Annotated in this window: 15 protein-coding genes; 7 read left to right on the forward strand and 8 right to left on the reverse strand. The window is 52.6% G+C overall.

Going from position 1 to position 16,993, the window contains the following annotated elements:
• Positions 1–43: 43 nt before the first annotated feature.
• Complete coding sequence (locus FYZ48_RS24590) at positions 44–1,948, reverse strand: GTPase domain-containing protein (RefSeq protein ID WP_149345192.1); 1,905 nt, start codon at positions 1,946–1,948, stop codon at positions 44–46.
• A 376-nt stretch (positions 1,949–2,324) separates the two neighbouring features.
• Between FYZ48_RS24590 and rpsB the strand changes: the two genes are divergently transcribed.
• The 3 genes from rpsB (at position 2,325) to pyrH (ending at position 4,939) form a co-directional block, all read left to right on the forward strand.
• Positions 2,325–3,077 carry a 30S ribosomal protein S2 gene (gene rpsB / locus FYZ48_RS24595; RefSeq protein WP_145041690.1) on the forward strand — a complete coding sequence of 251 codons (753 nt, stop codon included), beginning with the start codon at positions 2,325–2,327 and terminating at the stop codon, positions 3,075–3,077.
• A 148-nt stretch (positions 3,078–3,225) separates the two neighbouring features.
• Positions 3,226–4,062 carry a translation elongation factor Ts gene (tsf, locus tag FYZ48_RS24600; RefSeq protein ID WP_145041689.1) on the forward strand — a complete coding sequence of 279 codons (837 nt, stop codon included), beginning with the start codon at positions 3,226–3,228 and terminating at the stop codon, positions 4,060–4,062.
• A 112-nt stretch (positions 4,063–4,174) separates the two neighbouring features.
• On the forward strand, positions 4,175–4,939 hold the full coding sequence (gene pyrH / locus FYZ48_RS24605) for a UMP kinase (RefSeq protein WP_145041688.1): 765 nt from the start codon (positions 4,175–4,177) through the stop codon (positions 4,937–4,939).
• A 30-nt stretch (positions 4,940–4,969) separates the two neighbouring features.
• Here the strand turns inward: pyrH and FYZ48_RS24610 are convergent, their stop codons facing one another.
• The 7 genes from FYZ48_RS24610 to ilvD form a co-directional block, all read right to left on the reverse strand.
• Entirely contained in the window at positions 4,970–5,749 is a 780-nt protein-coding gene (locus tag FYZ48_RS24610) for a class I SAM-dependent methyltransferase (protein ID WP_149345193.1), read from the reverse strand.
• Positions 5,750–5,884: 135 nt separating this feature from the next.
• Positions 5,885–6,361, reverse strand: a complete 477-nt coding sequence (locus tag FYZ48_RS24615; protein WP_149345194.1) for a hypothetical protein — start codon at positions 6,359–6,361, stop codon at positions 5,885–5,887.
• 295 nt (positions 6,362–6,656) lie between these two features.
• A complete protein-coding gene (locus FYZ48_RS24620; RefSeq protein WP_145046333.1) occupies positions 6,657–7,529 on the reverse strand; it encodes a hypothetical protein in 873 nt (290 codons plus the stop codon).
• Between the two features lie 84 nt (positions 7,530–7,613).
• Complete coding sequence (gene ruvX / locus FYZ48_RS24625) at positions 7,614–8,102, reverse strand: Holliday junction resolvase RuvX (RefSeq protein ID WP_145441058.1); 489 nt, start codon at positions 8,100–8,102, stop codon at positions 7,614–7,616.
• Positions 8,086–9,165, reverse strand: a complete 1,080-nt coding sequence (locus tag FYZ48_RS24630; protein WP_149345195.1) for a mannose-1-phosphate guanylyltransferase — start codon at positions 9,163–9,165, stop codon at positions 8,086–8,088. Before FYZ48_RS24630 ends, ruvX begins: the two co-directional genes overlap by 17 nt.
• Positions 9,166–9,216: 51 nt before the next feature.
• Positions 9,217–10,635, reverse strand: a complete 1,419-nt coding sequence (locus tag FYZ48_RS24635) for a UTP--glucose-1-phosphate uridylyltransferase (protein ID WP_149345196.1) — start codon at positions 10,633–10,635, stop codon at positions 9,217–9,219.
• Positions 10,636–10,680: 45 nt separating this feature from the next.
• Positions 10,681–12,372, reverse strand: coding sequence for a dihydroxy-acid dehydratase (ilvD, locus tag FYZ48_RS24640; protein ID WP_149345197.1), 1,692 nt, complete (start codon positions 12,370–12,372; stop codon positions 10,681–10,683).
• A 611-nt stretch (positions 12,373–12,983) separates the two neighbouring features.
• Between ilvD and FYZ48_RS24645 the strand changes: the two genes are divergently transcribed.
• The 4 genes from FYZ48_RS24645 (at position 12,984) to murA (ending at position 16,979) form a co-directional block, all read left to right on the forward strand.
• Positions 12,984–13,271 carry a type B 50S ribosomal protein L31 gene (locus tag FYZ48_RS24645; RefSeq protein WP_145041681.1) on the forward strand — a complete coding sequence of 96 codons (288 nt, stop codon included), beginning with the start codon at positions 12,984–12,986 and terminating at the stop codon, positions 13,269–13,271.
• Positions 13,272–13,440: 169 nt separating this feature from the next.
• Entirely contained in the window at positions 13,441–14,523 is a 1,083-nt protein-coding gene (gene prfA, locus FYZ48_RS24650; RefSeq protein WP_145041680.1) for a peptide chain release factor 1, read from the forward strand.
• Positions 14,524–14,565: 42 nt separating this feature from the next.
• Positions 14,566–15,489 carry a peptide chain release factor N(5)-glutamine methyltransferase gene (gene prmC / locus FYZ48_RS24655; protein WP_149345198.1) on the forward strand — a complete coding sequence of 308 codons (924 nt, stop codon included), beginning with the start codon at positions 14,566–14,568 and terminating at the stop codon, positions 15,487–15,489.
• Positions 15,490–15,554: 65 nt separating this feature from the next.
• A complete protein-coding gene (gene murA / locus FYZ48_RS24660) occupies positions 15,555–16,979 on the forward strand; it encodes a UDP-N-acetylglucosamine 1-carboxyvinyltransferase (protein WP_149345199.1) in 1,425 nt (474 codons plus the stop codon).
• The last annotated feature ends 14 nt before the right edge of the window (positions 16,980–16,993 follow it).

The raw sequence follows: 16,993 nt of genomic DNA on the forward strand, positions 1-16,993 counted from the left end.
AGTCACGAAGTCCTGTGTCAAATTCACTTTCACGAGGTCAGGGTCAGAGGGAGACCTGTAGTTGTTTCAGTTCCGTTTCCAGTTGGGCTGTCAGTTTCTGGACCGCCTGGTAAGCTTCACTCTCAGGTAGAGAAACTGCCGACTTTAACTCTTCAGGTAATGTTTTCAGCAAGTGTTCGCGAATGGCGGTCGCCAGCCATTCCGTCCGTTTCTGAGCAAAGACCGCATGGAATCTGCGAAACTTGGCTTCCAGGTAGCCCATGCCTGTCGCTGCGGTACTGCTGACTGCGGTCTCACCGAACGTGGTTGTTGCTGCACCGCCGGCAACATCGCCGGTGACGTTGACCACGGATTGAATCATGGTATCGGTCACAAGTTGTGTGCCCACATCACCCACTGCTCCGAAACCGACAAAGAACAGGCCGACGCTCAGTGCGGGACGACCAACGGCCGCCACGCGATCCAGTTGCTTGAGGAATGTGTAGTACTGGGGGCTCTCATCTTTGAAGAACGTCATTTCCCGGTCGACGAGTTCTTCGAGTTGACCATTGAAATCAAAGGCCGCGTGTTCCTGATGCAGAATTTTGAGCAGCTCTTCACGGGAGGTTCCTCGGAGCAGCGACTTCAGGCGGCTGGTGAGCAGTTCATTTCCCAGCTCACTGACCAGGGTCAGTCGATCGTAAATGCCTTCCACTGTCTGCAGGACCACCGACCACTCCTGCTCGCGGTACAGTTCCATGGGAGGACGTTTCTCCTCGGTGGTTAATGAATGCAGGTAGCGGACAGGCCAGAGAACTCCTTTGCCAATCGCGTTGTAGAAGCCGTGCACATGAGCGGACCAGCCTTCCCGTTGTTCCTGCCACCACTTGCGAATGGAATGCACGATGACGGTGTTCGGAACCAGCGGCCAGTTGTCAATCTCGGCCAGTTCATGTTCTGAGAGCAACTGGGAAGCCGCGAGAAATTCCTGACTCCGCGTTTTGATTTCCCGCAGATATGCAGGCACGCCGGTCGCCTGATTACTCAGGTAATACAGAGCCCCCTTGAGAGTGCGGACTTTGATTTCATCGAAATGCAGTTCTGAGAGGACCTGCATCAGGTTGAGGGCGGAATCGGTATCGGGCGTTTCCGCTGTTAATGAGTCGTCGCTGTTTTCTGGGGCCGGCTCGAACACGCGGCGATAAAAGGGGAGCTGCAGATTGTTGGCAGCCTGTCGGTCATTAGGGGCGATGAAGACCAGCTCAGGATTCACGCCTGTTTCCTGGCAGAAGGTGTTCAACCAGAGCGGCCAGTATTCTTCGTCTTCGGGTAGCTGGCACTGGTTGAATACCGTAATGATGACTTTCTCTTCCCGCGCGGCTTCGCGGAAGAACTGTTTGACGGCAGCGTCGTTGTATTTCTGTTGCGTGAGGACAGCGACCAGAACGTCGGCTGACTGGCGGATCCGTTCGGCCCGTTCCCAGTTGACTTCGGCGTCGCTGTCGATGTCCGGCGTGTCCAGCACCAGCAGATTGGGGGCCAGGCTCCCGCATTCCTGCCAGAATAGAAGGTGCTGTTCATCAGTTCTAAGCGGGTCCTCCGCTGACGACCAGGGGATCAGTTCAAACCCCTGGAAGACTTTTGACAGATTATGCCGGTCTTCAAACCCAGTAGGGACCAGGCAGACCGGGTGTTTCGTCTGAGAGGCCAGGGGGCTGATGGCACTGGACTGCTGGTTCACCAGATGGTTGAAGATCACACTTTTGCCGATATTGGTGCCGCCAACAACAGCCGCTACCAGGTAAATCTGGTCAGACAGCTGGGGAATCAGTTTCCGCTCCAGGATTTCAAACCATTCACGGCCTTCCAGGCCGGGGAGCTCCAGTTGAGCGGACTGCTGTTCCAGAACGCGCAGGGCGTCCCTGAGTTCCTGGGTTGTGGTGGAAAATGTATGCAGGGTAGATGACATGGTTGCTTTTCAATCGAGTCGCTGTGGAATGCCTTATTCCTGTATAGAGATACATTCGCAACAGTTGACAGATTCTTAACTTAAACCGGCTTTTCTGGAGTATATCGACTCGAGGCATTCAGGATGAGCCCAACTTCTTAGAACACCAGCTTCTAATTCGATTCAATTCACTGAATTACCGGTCGCATCGTTTGACGGGCGCGAATAACTCAGATAGGATCCATCCATTCGCACTCAGCGGTGTTGTCAGCTCAGAGTGCGCTTAATGATCTGGAATGCCATGACAGACGCCTTCATTAGATAAGTCTAATGATTGTATTCATTTAAGAACGTGACCCCTGGCAGGTCATGTGCCCTTTACATTAGGAGTTCAAAGATGTCGGAATTAGTCGTTAAAGATATTCTCGAAGCGGGTGTTCACTACGGCCACAAGACCAGCCGGTGGAACCCCAAAATGCGTCCTTACATTTATGGACGTCGTAACCAGATTCACATCATCGACCTGAAAGAGACTGTCCGCGGCATTCTGCGTGGTAAAAAGTATCTGGAACGGGTCGCTTCACAGGGCAGCCTGATTCTGTTCGTCGGAACTAAGAAGCAGGCACAGGGCCCGATTCGCGATGCAGCCAACGCTTGTGGTATGCCTTACGTGACCGAACGCTGGCTGGGTGGTGCTCTGACCAACTTCCGCACCGTTCGTAATCGTCTGAAGCGTCTGGAAGAACTGGAATCACTGGAAGAAACCGGTGAAATCAATTCCTACTCCAAGAAGATGCAGTCGACTCTGATGCGGGAAAAACGCAAGGTTTACCGTAACCTGAATGGTATCCGCACCATGAACCGCCTGCCCGAAGCACTGGTGGTTGTCGACCCAACCAAGGAAAAGAATGCGGTACACGAAGCCCACATCCTGGGAATCAAAGTTGTTGGCCTGATTGATACCGATTCCGATCCGGATGAAGTCGATCTGCCGATTCCAGGTAACGACGACAGCATTCGTTCCATCCGTCTGGTCATGAATCAGCTGGCTGCAGCCGTGGTTTCTGGTAAAGGCAATCTGCCGGATACCGGTAAAAAAGATGAAGATGAAGGCGGCGAAGAAGAACTGAAGCCGGTACCTTCTCTGTAATTTCGTGTCATTAAGAGACAGTAAGCGTGACTGCTGCTGTTCCGGTTGGTTAACCGGTCGGCAGCAGCACAGTGAATATCAACAATTACATCGGATTAGTATTAAGAGCAATTTCCCAGTGAATTGCTTTCGAAGGAGATGACTGACAATGGCTGAAATTACAGCTGCAGCCGTGAAAGCCTTACGCGAAATGACCGACCTGCCAATGATGGCATGCAAAAAAGCACTGCAGGAAGCTGGTGGCGATCAGGATAAAGCCATCGAAATTCTGCGTGAAGAAGCCGGTAAAATTCAGCTGAAGCGAAGTGATAATGCCACCAGTGAAGGCCGGATTACAGTCCTCTCCAGCGATGATGGTTCTAATACTGTCATGCTGGAAATCGTCTGTGAATCAGCGCCGGTTGCCGGTGGAGAAGATCTGACCAACTTCGCCAACGCCTGTGCCGCACAGCTGCTGGCTAACCCGGAAGTCAACACCGTTGAAGACCTGCTGAAACTCGACTCTGAAAAGACAGCTGGCAAAACTCTCAACGACGACTTCATGGATATGCTGAATAAGATCCGCGAAAAGATCGTCGTTTCTAAAATCGCACGAGCCAAAGCTCCCAGTGGCAGCTATGTGCACCATGACGGCAAGACCGGCGTTCTGTTTCAGGCTGCTGGTGAGACTGCAGACGCAGATCTGCTGCGTGGCGTTGCAATGCACATCGCCGCTTTGAAGCCAACTGTTGTTAAAGAAGACGAACTGGATTCTGCTGTTGTTGCAGAAGAGCGGACCCGTCTGGTTGACGAAGCAAAAGCAACAGGCAAGCCGGATAACATCATCGAGAAAATCGTTGATGGCCGGATGAAGACTTTCTTTGTTGAGCAGGGCGTACTGGTTTATCAGCCGTTTGCCGTTGATGATTCCAAGACCGTCAGCCAGGCTCTGGCAGAAAAAGGACTGGAAGCTGTTTCATTCACCCGTTGGGCGATTGGCGGCTAATAATATAAACTGAAAGACGCATGCGTGCCCCGGGCGCGCGTGCGTTTTTTTCTACACTGACTGCACTTAATACCCACTTTCAGCAACCTCTCTGACATCGAGGAATCCAAGGATGAACGATTCTCCTGCTCCCCTGTTGAAACCTGCCTACCAGCGTGTTCTGCTTAAATTGAGCGGTGAAGTTTTCTGCCGCGACGGAGAAGGGGGCATCAGCATGTCGGAGCTGGAATCCATTTCCGCACAGATCAAGCGGCTGGTTGACTCTGGAGTGCAGCTGGCGATTGTCTGTGGTGGGGGAAACATTCTGCGGGGTAAGCAGTTCTCCTCTTCCAGCGGATCGATCAACCCGGCCACTGCTCATTACATGGGGATGCTGGCAACTGTGATCAACGGTCTGGCACTGCAGGATGCTTTGGAGATGGCTGGAGTGGCAACTCGTCTGCAGACCGCTATCCGCATGGAAGGGGTCGCGGAACCGTTCATCCGAAGACGCTGCATCCGTCACCTGGAAAAAGGCCGCGTCGTAATTCTGGCTGCTGGGACAGGAAGTCCCTTTGTGACGACCGACACGGCTGCTGCACTGCGTTCGCGTGAAATTGACGCTGATATCCTGCTCAAAGCCACCAAGGTTGATGGCATCTATTCAGACGATCCTGAAAAGAACCCGCATGCCGTTCGTTTCTCGGAAATCAGTTACCAGGACGTGCTGCACAAAAACCTGCAAGTCATGGATGCCCAGGCCCTGCATCACTGCATGGAGCACGGCATTCCGATTCTGGTATTCAACTTCCGTAAGACCGGGAACATTGAGAAGGCTGTCGCGGGTGAGAATATCGGTACCCGCGTCATTCCGAACGCAGAAGCCAGCGAAGGTTAAACACTGGTTGAGCTGAGTTGTTAATGTCGACTATTTCTTTCTCAGAATAAATACGACATCTTCGGTACGAGAATCGATTTCGATGGTGAAATCCATCTCATACATGAAGTCGTAGAGTTCGACCACTTCCAGCTCAGGAACTTTGGACAGCAGCTTTTTGAACTGCGGTGCGGTATAGGTGCGGTAGTCCATCGTATCAAACAACTGGAACTGGCGCGACGGCGTGTAAACGTCGAACGTCATTTCGAGATGTTCGTTCCGCTTTTTCAGATCCGTCCAGATCGACTGCATGTGTGAGTTGATCTGCAGGTTTCCTCTCCGCGCTGACCAGCTCTCGCTCTGCATGGGTTCCCCTTTGGTGGGGGTCAGATGCAGTCCCAGGATATACAGGCCTCCGGGTTTCAGGGCCTCGGCCACGCATTTCAGATGATTTTCAGCTGCGGCTTCACTGGGCAGATGACGGAAGCTGTTAATCGTGTTGAAAGCAGCGTCCACGGGGCGTTTAAGTTTGAAGTCAGACATGTCACCCAGTTCTGCTGAACGGGGAAAACCGCCGCGTTCCAGGCGATCATTGCAGTATTTGATCGCATGCTGGTTGAGATCATTGCCGGCGACTTTGTAGCCAGCCTGGGCCAGTTTAATCAGCAGTCGCCCAGTCCCGCAGGCAGGCTCGAACAGGCTTTTGACTTTGCGTGTGGCATGTTTTTTAAAACAGTTCTGCAGAAAGTCAAATTCCGCTTTCCAGTCATCACCAAAGATCAGATCGTAGTATTTCGGATAGTCATAGAGATGGCCTTCGATGCGTTCCATGATTCTTTCTTGCTGTTCTGAGTCGTAGCCGATGTGTGAGCAATCGCAGTGTCTGCATAATTTGATCAATAAAAAAAGCCTTGAGCAGTCGTTATAGTCTGCTCAAGGCTGATGTTCAACCAGTGCCGGTTTAAATCAGATTTTTAATTTTCTAATCTGAGGAGCACGTGGTCTCTGTTTCGCTTCGACCACGTCGCCGGGGCCATGTACGAAGTCGATCGATGGGTTTTCGCCCAGACCAACATAGAGCGACAGAGTGTAGGTTTTGAAGAACCCGTTCCAGGTATATTGCTTCATTTCCTTGCACATATGAGTGTAGCGGTCAGCAGGCAGAGTGCTGATGCTGGGAGAACCTGAAATGAACGGAGTGATGTCAGACATTCTCAGGTCTTTGTTGAGATCGAGCTTAGCAGCCTGGGCTTTCTGCAAAGCAATCTCGGTCTCATGTGCGTAAGTCTGGGCATAAAAATCAAACATCGCCAGACAGAATAAAATCACACCAGCAGACCAGATAATGGTTTTTAAAATCGACTGAAATTGTGTCTGGTGGTGAGCAGTTGTGGATGGATACAGTGGGCGCGCTTCAGGCGCATCAATAGTGATCGTAGACATCTTCGTGAGCCTTTCTAACTGTCCTACATAAGGTGGGTGTAGGTTAAAGGTGGGAAATCAAAGGCATTTCTCAAGTGGTTTTAGGCGGGAACGTGTAACAAAGCTGGGCGGATAGTACCTCCTGAATGTTAATGAGACAAAGTCGATGCGTTAAATTCTCAAGAAACTTTCCAGTTTACCGATCAGTTGCGCCTGATCATGCGATAAGTACAGCTTCGATAGGATTATCTTAGGTAATCAGGCTGGTCTTTGACAAGTCATAATCAGAAAACCGGGCAAATATCTGGTCTGATGTTTACAGGTCGTTGTTCAGGTCGAGATCATCAAATTTCTTGTCTTTGACCATGAACTGTTTCAAATCGAATTTCCCTTTGAGCTCTGCGTCGATCAGTTGCAGACGCATTTCAATTTTGTGCAGCCTCGCTTCTAAAGCGGGATGAAATACAGGTTTATCCGGTTTGGCCAGGCTGCGGGGAACCTTGGGGTAGCCCAGTTGACGCTGCAAAGCCGCGAACATATACAGGGGATCCCGGTTGCGGTTGGCCTTGGCAATCCGTCCGTCCTGCACGCTGAACAGAATTGGGTACGAAGGCTCAAAGTCTGCGTTCCCCGGGATGCGTTTCTGTTCATCGACAAAATGCTGGGATCTTAAATAGAGTAGATCTGCAAAATCGACCGAGCCCAGCTGGATCTTGAGTTTGCGAATCCATTCCGCCCAGTCGGCGTTGTACTGTGTGTCCTGGGAGATTGCTTCCAGGCCGAGATGATAGCCCAGCCGGTTGCGCGAGATGCATTCAAACTGATAGATAAACAGTCCGGCACTGCTGGAGTTTTCTGAGCGGTACTCGGCCTCACGTTCCAGAACCATCAGTGCCGTCTTCTGATCAAACTTGGATTTCTCTTCCTCGGCACTTTTGAGAATGAACGCCTGAAAAGGAGTGAAGTAATGCGAAAGCTTCTGCATTCCGTCAGAGATACGACCGGTGAGCAGTAACTCCCCTTTCAGAAAATCAATCGCCATCGGCAATTTCGTCGTTGCCAGAATCTCTTCGTAAATCGTCGCCAGGATTACTTGTGAAGGGACCGCGTCTTCCAGTCGCTCGCGATAGTTACGGAAGAAGTAGACCTGTTCGATGTATTCTTCACGATCCAGGGGCTGGTGTTTCATTAATGACCGTTCGTGTTTCTGATCTGACATGCTTCTGTACCCAAAGAGGTTTCGTCCATTATAGGGAAACAGCGTCGGTGGGAGTCAAAAAGATTCCGGTTTTTGATCGCGATTCGGACTGTCCAGAAACGACTGCAGGATGATCTGAGCGGCCAGTTTATCGAGGTAGGCTTTTCGTTTGTTCCGACTGATGTTCATATTCATCAGGAATTCCTCGGCAGTGGCGGATGAATAGCGCTCATCCCAGTAGCGTACCGGAATCCCGGCAAACTCACTGATCCAGTCGCCAAATCGGCGGGCCTCTTTCGCTTTCTGGCCCTCATCTCCGCTCATGTGAACGGGCAGCCCGACTACGAGTCCCTTGCACTGGTACTCCGTGATGATTTTCTGCAGGTGCTTCTGGTCCTGCTCGACAGACTGCCGCGTATAATTATCCAGCGGGCTCGAAATATTCTGTTCTGCCGTCGAGATCGCAATGCCAACCCGTTTGGTACCGTAGTCCAGGCCCAGCAATCGGCCCTCCGTGGGGAACTCAGATTCGACCGTTCCCTCTGTCTCAGAGGTATTGTTCATAACCTCGCTCCTTCAAGGCGTTCACCAGATCTTTGATCGCTGCTTCATCATCTCGCGGGGCGATCAGTGTTGCGTCAGGCGTATGTACAATCAGGGAATTGCTCACACCGAAAGTCGCCACCAGATGATCGTCTGTCGTGCGAATGATGCAGTTCGATGTTTCAATTCCGCAGTGCAGACCCACTACCGTATTTCCCTGCTCATCTGAGGGGAAATACTTCTGCAGCGTACTCCAGTTGCCGACATCGTCCCATTCAAATTCAGCCGGCACAACTGCCAGCGTTGTTTTCGAGTGTTCCAGAACGGCATAGTCGATTGATATGGAGTTCATCGCACTAAACTCGGCTGTGAGAACCGATTCATATTCAGCAGAACCAATGGCGTCTGCAATACGATTCAACGCTGCGTACATTTCCGGTTCCCGATGTTTGAGGGATTCCATTATCGTCTGTGCTTTCCAGACGAAGATGCCACAGTTCCAGAGATATTCACCACTGTCGAGATACTGTTGTGCGGTTTCCAGATCCGGTTTTTCTTTGAAAGCAGCGACTTGCATCGCCGGCCCTGTTTCCTCGTTGATTCTCGTACCTGTCTGAATATATCCGTACCCGGTTGCAGGTGCATTCGGGGGGACTCCAATCAGAACCAGACGTTCAGGCTCCGCATTCACCAGATCGACTGCATGCTGGATTGTCTGTTGAAAGCCAGACGCGGGCTGAATCACGTGATCCGAGGAAACGACCAGCATGATTGCTTCGGGATCCTGTTTCAGCAGATGAATGGCAGCCAGCCCGATACAGGGGGCTGTGTTTTGGGGGGCGGGCTCGACCAGAATATGATCCGCCGTCAACTGGGGAAGTTGTTGCTGGATTTCCGGTGCCAGTGTCGCATTGGTGGCGATCCAGGTCTGCTCAGCTTCCGAAAGTGGTCGACAGCGACCGACGGTCTCCTGGATCATCGTCTCCTCGCCGATCAGCTTGAGCAGTTGCTTGGGCATCGCTTTGCGACTCTGGGGCCAAAAACGCGTACCGCTTCCCCCCGCCATGACCACCGTATGCAGCATATTCGTTTCTCCAGATACGAAACCCTGCCAGCTCAGGCTGGCTACGGGCGGTTATTCTCCGAGGTAGAGGGGGCCATTGATTGTCAGGTCCGCGGGAACTTTCGATTTGAGATCCTCAGCGTCAAGGGCGAGCAGCGGGCTGATTTCAACCGGACAGTCCCCAGGCACTTCAACTCCGCAGGCTGCGAGCCATTCCACGGCGATCCGATTCAGGGCGGCATGGACGGTCGCGGGCGAATCCTGGCCTTCGGCGTTTTTCAGAGGATTGAACTCTCGTTCCCGATCGATTTCATAGACCAAAACGGTATCCGCGACCGGCAGTACATCGAAAATGAATCGTTCAAATTTGATGGCATTCGGCGCCTCAGGTGTAATCTGTGAACCGGAGGCATCGATATGCGGAACTTTCTTATTGGCCCTGTGGAACGGGAACTGATCGTCGTTGTCCGCAATCTGTTCCAGGAAATCACGATTGAAGACATGGATCGCCGTGCTCCCGGCCCAGTGCAGTAACTGTCCCGCTTCATCCGTTCGCTCCGCGATGTGGGATGGCAGGTCACTGTATTCAATGATCTGTGTCTTCTGATCCACATCACAGACCACGCCCATTTTCTCATCAGCAGAGCGTTTCGAAACCACTTTCACCGAGACTTCCGCATTCCGCTGGAGATGATAACCCAGAAACGCGGGGTCGCAGACGATGGCAGTCGGGTTATCTACCTGATGGTAGTACAGGGTATCGATTCCCTGCTCACGCATCACATCGAACATGCCGGAGTTCTTGAGCGCGGCCAGCATACCACCATGTCCGTCCGGACTGACGGCGATGCGGTGCTTACTCTCGAGTAGAATTTTGCCGGTCTCTGCATCAACGGCTGGCATTGTGCCCTGTTTGAAGAAATACAGGTTCTCATCCGCGAGACCAAAATTCTGATTCTGCTGAAAGTAGGCTACGGTATCGTCGTGGGTCGCATCGCTGGTCATGATGAAATAGCTGATTGGCTGACCTGCCTGCTTCGCACGGGCCCGTAACTGCTCGACCAGAATCTGAAACAGCGATGTCTGTCGGACGGGACCAACCGGATACATGCCTTTGGGATGGGGGAAGCCGAGACGAGAGCCCTGACCACCAGCCACCAGGATAGCTCCCACTTTCCCCTCAGACAGACACTGTTTACCTGTCGCAGTGGCCTTTGACAATTCCGCTGAATCTGATTCGCGGTCTGCCAGCCGGACAACCGTGGCAGGGCGAGTGGCCCGTTCGGCTTTTTCTGCAGGAGACTCTTCTGAACTGGCGCTGCCCGGAGAATAGAGTCGCTGGATTTGCGCTAAATTGATTTCACGAATCTGTTTCACCAGTTCCGCCTGTTGTGCAGGCTCAAGTTCGCTCCACCAGGTCAGCAGATGTGTCTGTTGGTATTCTTCCAGTGTCTGGAGCAGGTCCTCAGGGAAAGCTGCGGAATTATTCATACTGTTTGGTTTTCCTCCTGTTATGATTTCGTCTCAGAGTTCCGTTCATTCGCAGTCGGGGAGCAGCGCCTTGCTCACGCAACCGTGGTGTGCCTGAGAAGTAGTGGCTGAAAAATCGGCCAGATAACCTCGGGTATGCTGAACCGGTTTAATGGTGAGTGCCGCTTCTCGCTTTTGAAATTCATCATCAGTGATTCCCAGCTGAATCGTTCCTGCCAGCAGATCAAACGAGATTTCATCGCCATCCTGTACCAGACCGATTGGACCGCCGACAGCAGCTTCGGGAGAACAGTGTACGCCAATCGCGCCATGCGAGACTCCCGAGACACGCGTGTCGGAGATGAAGGCCACTTTTCCATCGAGTTCAGGGACGGTCAGGGCGGCTGTCGCGACCAGCACTTCAGGCATCCCCGAGGCAACCGGACCCAGGTTACGGAGTACGATCACACTTCCCGGTTTAATCTGGCCGGCTTCAACGGCATCAACAACGCCTTTGGCTTCATCAAAACAGCAGGCAAGGCCGGTAAAATGCGATTTCTGCATACTGGAAACCTTAAACACGATTCCACCCGGGGCCAGATTGCCGAAGCAGATCTGCATGTCGGCGTACTCTTTATAAGGCTGATCGAGGGGGGCAATCAGATCCTGGTCTGCGGGGACATCGCCGATCTCTGCGAGGTTTTCGGCCAGTGTTTTGCCGGTAACGGTCAGGCAACTGCCATCGATGATGCCTGCCTTTAAAAGGTGTTTGAGCAGCAGTGGAGTCCCACCCAGGTGATGCAGGTCTACCATTGTTTTTTTGCCACGGGGGGCGAAACTGCAGTAGACGGGGGTCTTTTTGAGGATCTGCTGAATGTCCTGCAATTGGAAGTCCACTCCCGCTTCACGGGCCAGCGCCAGCAGGTGGAGAATACCGTTGGTTGAGCCACCAATGGCCGCAATGGTAGCGGCAGCGTTCTCAAAAGCTTTACGAGTCAGAATGTCGCGCGGCCGAATGTTTTCTGCCAGCAGGTGTTTGACAGCAGCTGCGACATTCAGGCATTCGTCTTTTTTGGCGTTGTCGATGGCGGGAGTCGAACTGCTGAAGGGGAGCATGAGTCCGATGGCTTCCAACGCGATTCCCCAGGTATTGAAAGAGGCAGCGATACCACAGCCTCCCGGTCCGGGGCAGGCCGTCCGCAGGATTTCGTCTGCTTCCGATTTCTCGATGGCCCCGACGGAAGCAGCTGCCTGTGAGTCATAGACGTCGAGAATGGAAATATCCTGTCCTTTGTGACAGCCAGGCATAATACTTCCGCCACTGACGATCAGGCCGGGGTAGTTCATCCGGGCGAGAGCCATCGCAAAACCAGGGCCGTTCTTATCGCAGTTATGCAGGCCGATCAGGGCGTCATAGGAGTGGGCACTGACAACGCATTCGGCTGCATTGGCAATCATATTTCGCGAAGGCAGACTCGCATTGCCCCCTTCCTGTCCCTGAGTGATGTTGTCACTGACAGCCGGCGTTCCGAAGGGGAGACCGATCATATCTGCGGACTGACATCCTTCGGCGATTGTTTTTGCCAGTGAATAAGCGTGAACATTACAGAGGTTGCCATCCAGCAGGGGAACACCAATCCCGATCTGCGCCTTGTCAAAATCTGCATCAGAGAAGCCAAGTCCGTAGTAGAATGCGGTGACGCCCCGCTGCCAGCCGTGTGTCAGATTCTGACTGTTCCAGTTCAACGCCTGTGTCATCTTTGGTGTTCCTGCAGGAGAAATGAGAAAGAGGAGCAATCGCTCGAAAACTTCCTTAACTCTAAACGCTCAGCTGCAGCAGGCCAAGTTACTTAACATTTGAATTTCAAAACAGATAGAGAGTTATCTCACTTCAGGAAACCCTCGTGAACAGAATTGAACAGCCAGGATATGCTGAGAGGTGATTGAACGTACTGGGTTAACTGCTTATCAGGCGAATCTCGACTCATTGGTTAAAAATCTGAAAAAATGACCGGAATCAGTCGAGAATTACCGGTTGGATATGATGTAACATTATGTCATATAACAGATTATGTGAATTTGGCTGATGGGGCCTTTGCGCTTGCTCATTAGACTGGCGGAACGTAAACTGTGTTGTTTCGTAAAGCGAGAATTCTATAAGCCGTTTTGTTTCCAGATTTTAGGAATCCGAGTCTGCAGACGTGAAGTCTACCGGAACAGACTTGTGAAACAGAACGAGGTCATGTCCGGTCCTGATGAAGGAGTAGGCAGGCCGGGACAGTTGTGGATTCAAAGTGCCCCCACGTCGGATTGTCAGCAGTCAGTCCGTAAGATTGAACAGGTTATTAGGTAACAAAGAAACTGAGAAAATGAAAAAAGACATTCATCCCGATTATCATCCGGTCGTATTTAAGGATACTTCGACTGGTGATGCATTTATGATTCAGTCTACCGCGACCTCAAAGTCCACCATCGAATGGGAAGATGGCAATACTTACCCGGTCGTTGCAGTTGAAATCAGCTCCAAGTCGCACCCTTTCTACACCGGTAAGATGAAGTTCGTCGACAGTGCCGGTCGGGTCGAAAAGTTCCAGAAAAAATACAACTGGGACAAGCGCAACGCATCCGAAGGGGAAGACAAGAAAGAAGCCGAGTAGCGGCCTGAATCATCGATTTCAAACTGAGGCTCTGCGGATTGTCCGTATGAGCCTCGTTTAATACATGGTCGTCTCAAATACTTCTTTTAGTCTGATTCACTCGCGACTGTGGTCACATGGATGACCAGGTCACTTATAATCAGGCGGTCTTAATCGTGGATTCGGGGTCATGAAGTTTCCCACTCTGCAGGCCAAACTGGAACGTTTCGAAGAGCTGGAAAAACAGCTGCAGGATCCAGAGGTACTGACAAACACCACCAAGCTGGTCGAAGTTCAACGCGAGTATGGCGGTCTGGCCAAAGTCGCTCAGGAAGTCCGTGCGTTCAATACCCGTGAAGAGGATATTGAAGTCGCGCAGGAAATGCTCGAAGAAGAAACCGATCCGGACGCCAAAGCCTACGCACAGAAAGAACTGGATCAACTGTGCGAAGAGCATGAAAAGCACACCAAAGATCTGGAAGACCTGGTTGTCGCCGGCGATTCAATTACGCGTGGCGGTCTGATTATGGAAATCCGCGCTGGTGCCGGCGGGGATGAAGCAGCACTATTTGCCAGTGAGCTGTTCCAGATGTACCAGCACTTCGTCGAAGCCCAGAAGGGCTGGAAGACAGAAGTACTGAACCTGAGTGCGACCGAACTCGGAGGCGTCAAGGAAGTCACATTCTCCATTTCCGGAGAGGGCGCTTACCACCGCCTGCAGTTTGAAAGTGGCGGTCATCGGGTGCAGCGGGTTCCGGAAACAGAAACACAGGGGCGTGTCCACACGAGTGCCGCGACTGTCGCTGTGCTGCCCGAAGCCAGTGAAGTGGAAGTGGAAATTAAACCGGACGATATCCGCCTGGATACATTCCACGCCAGTGGCCCGGGGGGACAGAAGGTCAATAAGACTGAAAGTGCCGTCCGCATCACTCACTTACCGACAGGCACGGTCGTGCAGTGTCAGGATGAAAAAAGCCAGCACAAGAACAAAGCCAAAGCGATGCGCGTGCTCCGCAGCCGGGTGCTCGAACAGATGCAGCAGCAGGCCGCTGCTGAGCGGGCCGATCAGCGACGGACGTTGATTGGTTCAGGTGACCGCAGCCAGCGTATCCGGACTTACAACTTTCCGCAGGGACGAGTGACGGATCACCGGATCAACCTTTCTCTGTACAAGCTGGATCAGATCATGCAGGGTGATCTGGATGAGCTGATCAACGCGCTGTTACAGTTTGACCGCGAAGAGCGTCTGCTGGGTGACAGCGCCAAAAAATAATTAAAGCGTGGCTGCTTCAGTTTCTGACTGACAGGCAGTTCGATGGATCGTGACGTGACAGATAACTCCCCATCTCAGGAAGTCGGTTCGAATGCATCTGCAGAACCGTGGACCGTGCGTCGCATCCTGGACTGGACCACAAGCCATCTGGCGAAGCATGGCAGTGATTCTCCCCGTCTGGATGCGGAGGTCCTGCTGGCGTTTGCACGTAATTGTGAGCGGATCCGGCTCTACACCAATTACGAAGATATCGTGACCGAAGAGCAGCGGGCAACAATGCGTTCGCTGGTTCAACGTCGCTCTCATGCCGAACCTGTGGCATACCTGGTAGGCAAGCGGGAATTCTTCGGCCTCGATTTTTATGTCGATCAGAATGTGCTCATCCCGCGTCCAGACACCGAAACCCTGGTCATGGAACTGGTCGAAGAAGCACAGAAGCTGACTTCCCCCCGGATTCTCGATTTATGTACCGGAAGTGGGTGTGTCGCGATCGCAGCTGCAGCAAACTGTCCTGCCGCTTCCTTTCTGGCGACGGACATCAGCGAGGCGGCTCTGGCTATCGCGCAGAAGAATGCTGAGAGTAATGGCCTGCTGGGGCAAATTCAGTTTCTGTTAAGCGACTGTTTCGAACAGCTTCCCGCTGAGGGGCAGTTTGATCTGATTGCCAGCAACCCTCCCTATATTCCCGATGCCGAAATCGAAACACTGGATGCCGATGTGCGTCAACACGAACCGCGACTGGCTCTCGCGGGGGGAGCGGACGGCCTCGACTTTTATCGGAAGATTATTCAATCAGCGATTCCTTATCTGAAAGAAGGCGGGCATCTGCTGCTGGAATTTTCGCCTGAGCAGGAAACCTCTTTGAGAGAAATACTTACGACATCCGGAAATTATCGGAATATCAGAGTGAAAGCAGATCTGGCAAATCGATCCCGGGTGATCGTTGCGCAAAAATGCCTATCTTAAAATAAAGTCTTTGCCTATACTGTCCTGACCCCAATTTCATCCAGTCAACTCCAGGAGATCCAGGGATGGATATGTTTATCGTTCGCGGAGGCGAACGGCTTTCCGGCAGTGTTACAGTCAGCGGTGCGAAAAACTCAGCACTGCCATTAATGGCGGCTGCACTGGCCTGCGAGGGGGAAACGACTTTAAGCTCCATTCCCAACCTGGTTGATGTGACGACACAGTCCCGGGTATTAGGCTCTCTAGGGATGGACGTGCAGCGTGATGAGTCTGGTCTGCTGCATCTGAAGACCGTCGATGAAAGCGCCTGTATTGCCGACTATGATCTGGTCCGGCGTATGCGGGCCAGTGTCTGCGTGCTCGGCCCTTTACTCGCGAAACGGCGGATGGCCTGTGTCTCTCTGCCGGGTGGGTGTAATATCGGTGATCGCCCGATTGACTTGCATCTCAAAGGGCTGGCTGCACTGGGAGCACAAATCCGTGTCGACCGCGGATATGTGATCGCTCGTGCCGACCGCTTACGTGGCGCGAATATCTTTCTGGGGGGAGCATTCGGGAGCACCGTTACCGGTACCTGTAACGTGATGATCGCCGCTACCCTGGCTGAGGGAACGACAACCATTGAGTCGGCTGCCTGTGAGCCGGAAGTTGTCGATGTGGGGAACTTCCTCAATGCTGCCGGGGCGCGTATCGAGGGGTTGGGGACTCCCTTCCTGAAGATCGAAGGAGTGGAGCGTCTGCAGGCAGTCGAGCACGAAGTCATACCGGACCGTATTGAAGCAGCCACGCTGATGATTGCAGCTGCGATGACCGGTGGCGATGTGCAGTTAAATGAAGTTCGACCGGATCACATTACCGCAGTCATGGAAAAACTGCGTGAAATTGGAGTGACGATTCAACTGGAGTACCCCCAACAGCCTGAACTCAGACAGTCCGTCTGGGTGAAGGTTACTCAACCCCTGAAATCGGTAGATTGTATCGCTTTGCCTTACCCGGGAATTCCCACTGACGTTCAGGCACAGCTGATGTCGTTGCTGGCCTGTGTGCCGGGGATCAGTATTGTAACTGATAAAGTATTTCCCGACCGTTTTATGCACGCTTCGGAGCTGGCCCGCATGGGAGCGAAAATCCGACGGGAGTCGGCCAGTGCGATTCTAAATGGCGTTTCCCGTCTGAGCGGCGCCTGTGTGATGGCGTCCGATTTAAGAGCGAGTGCAGCCCTGGTCCTGGCGGGACTGGCGGCTGAAGGCGAGACCGTCATTCGCCGGATTTATCATCTCGATCGGGGCTACGAATGCCTTGAGGAGAAGCTGATAGCACTGGGCGCAAACGTGCAACGGGTTAAAGACGAACCCGAAAACATGCCTGAGAGCCTGAAGCTGACCGATGGGGAAGAACGCCCCACCTATTCCGAGCTGTTAGATGCTCTGACAGGGCCGCACTGGAACCTGAATTCCAGTGAGAAACCGACCCCGTCCGCTGAAGGTTGATCTGAGCCTCTTGA

Origin of the sequence: Gimesia chilikensis (genome assembly GCF_008329715.1) — a bacterium.
In the GTDB taxonomy this organism is placed as follows: domain Bacteria; phylum Planctomycetota; class Planctomycetia; order Planctomycetales; family Planctomycetaceae; genus Gimesia; species Gimesia chilikensis.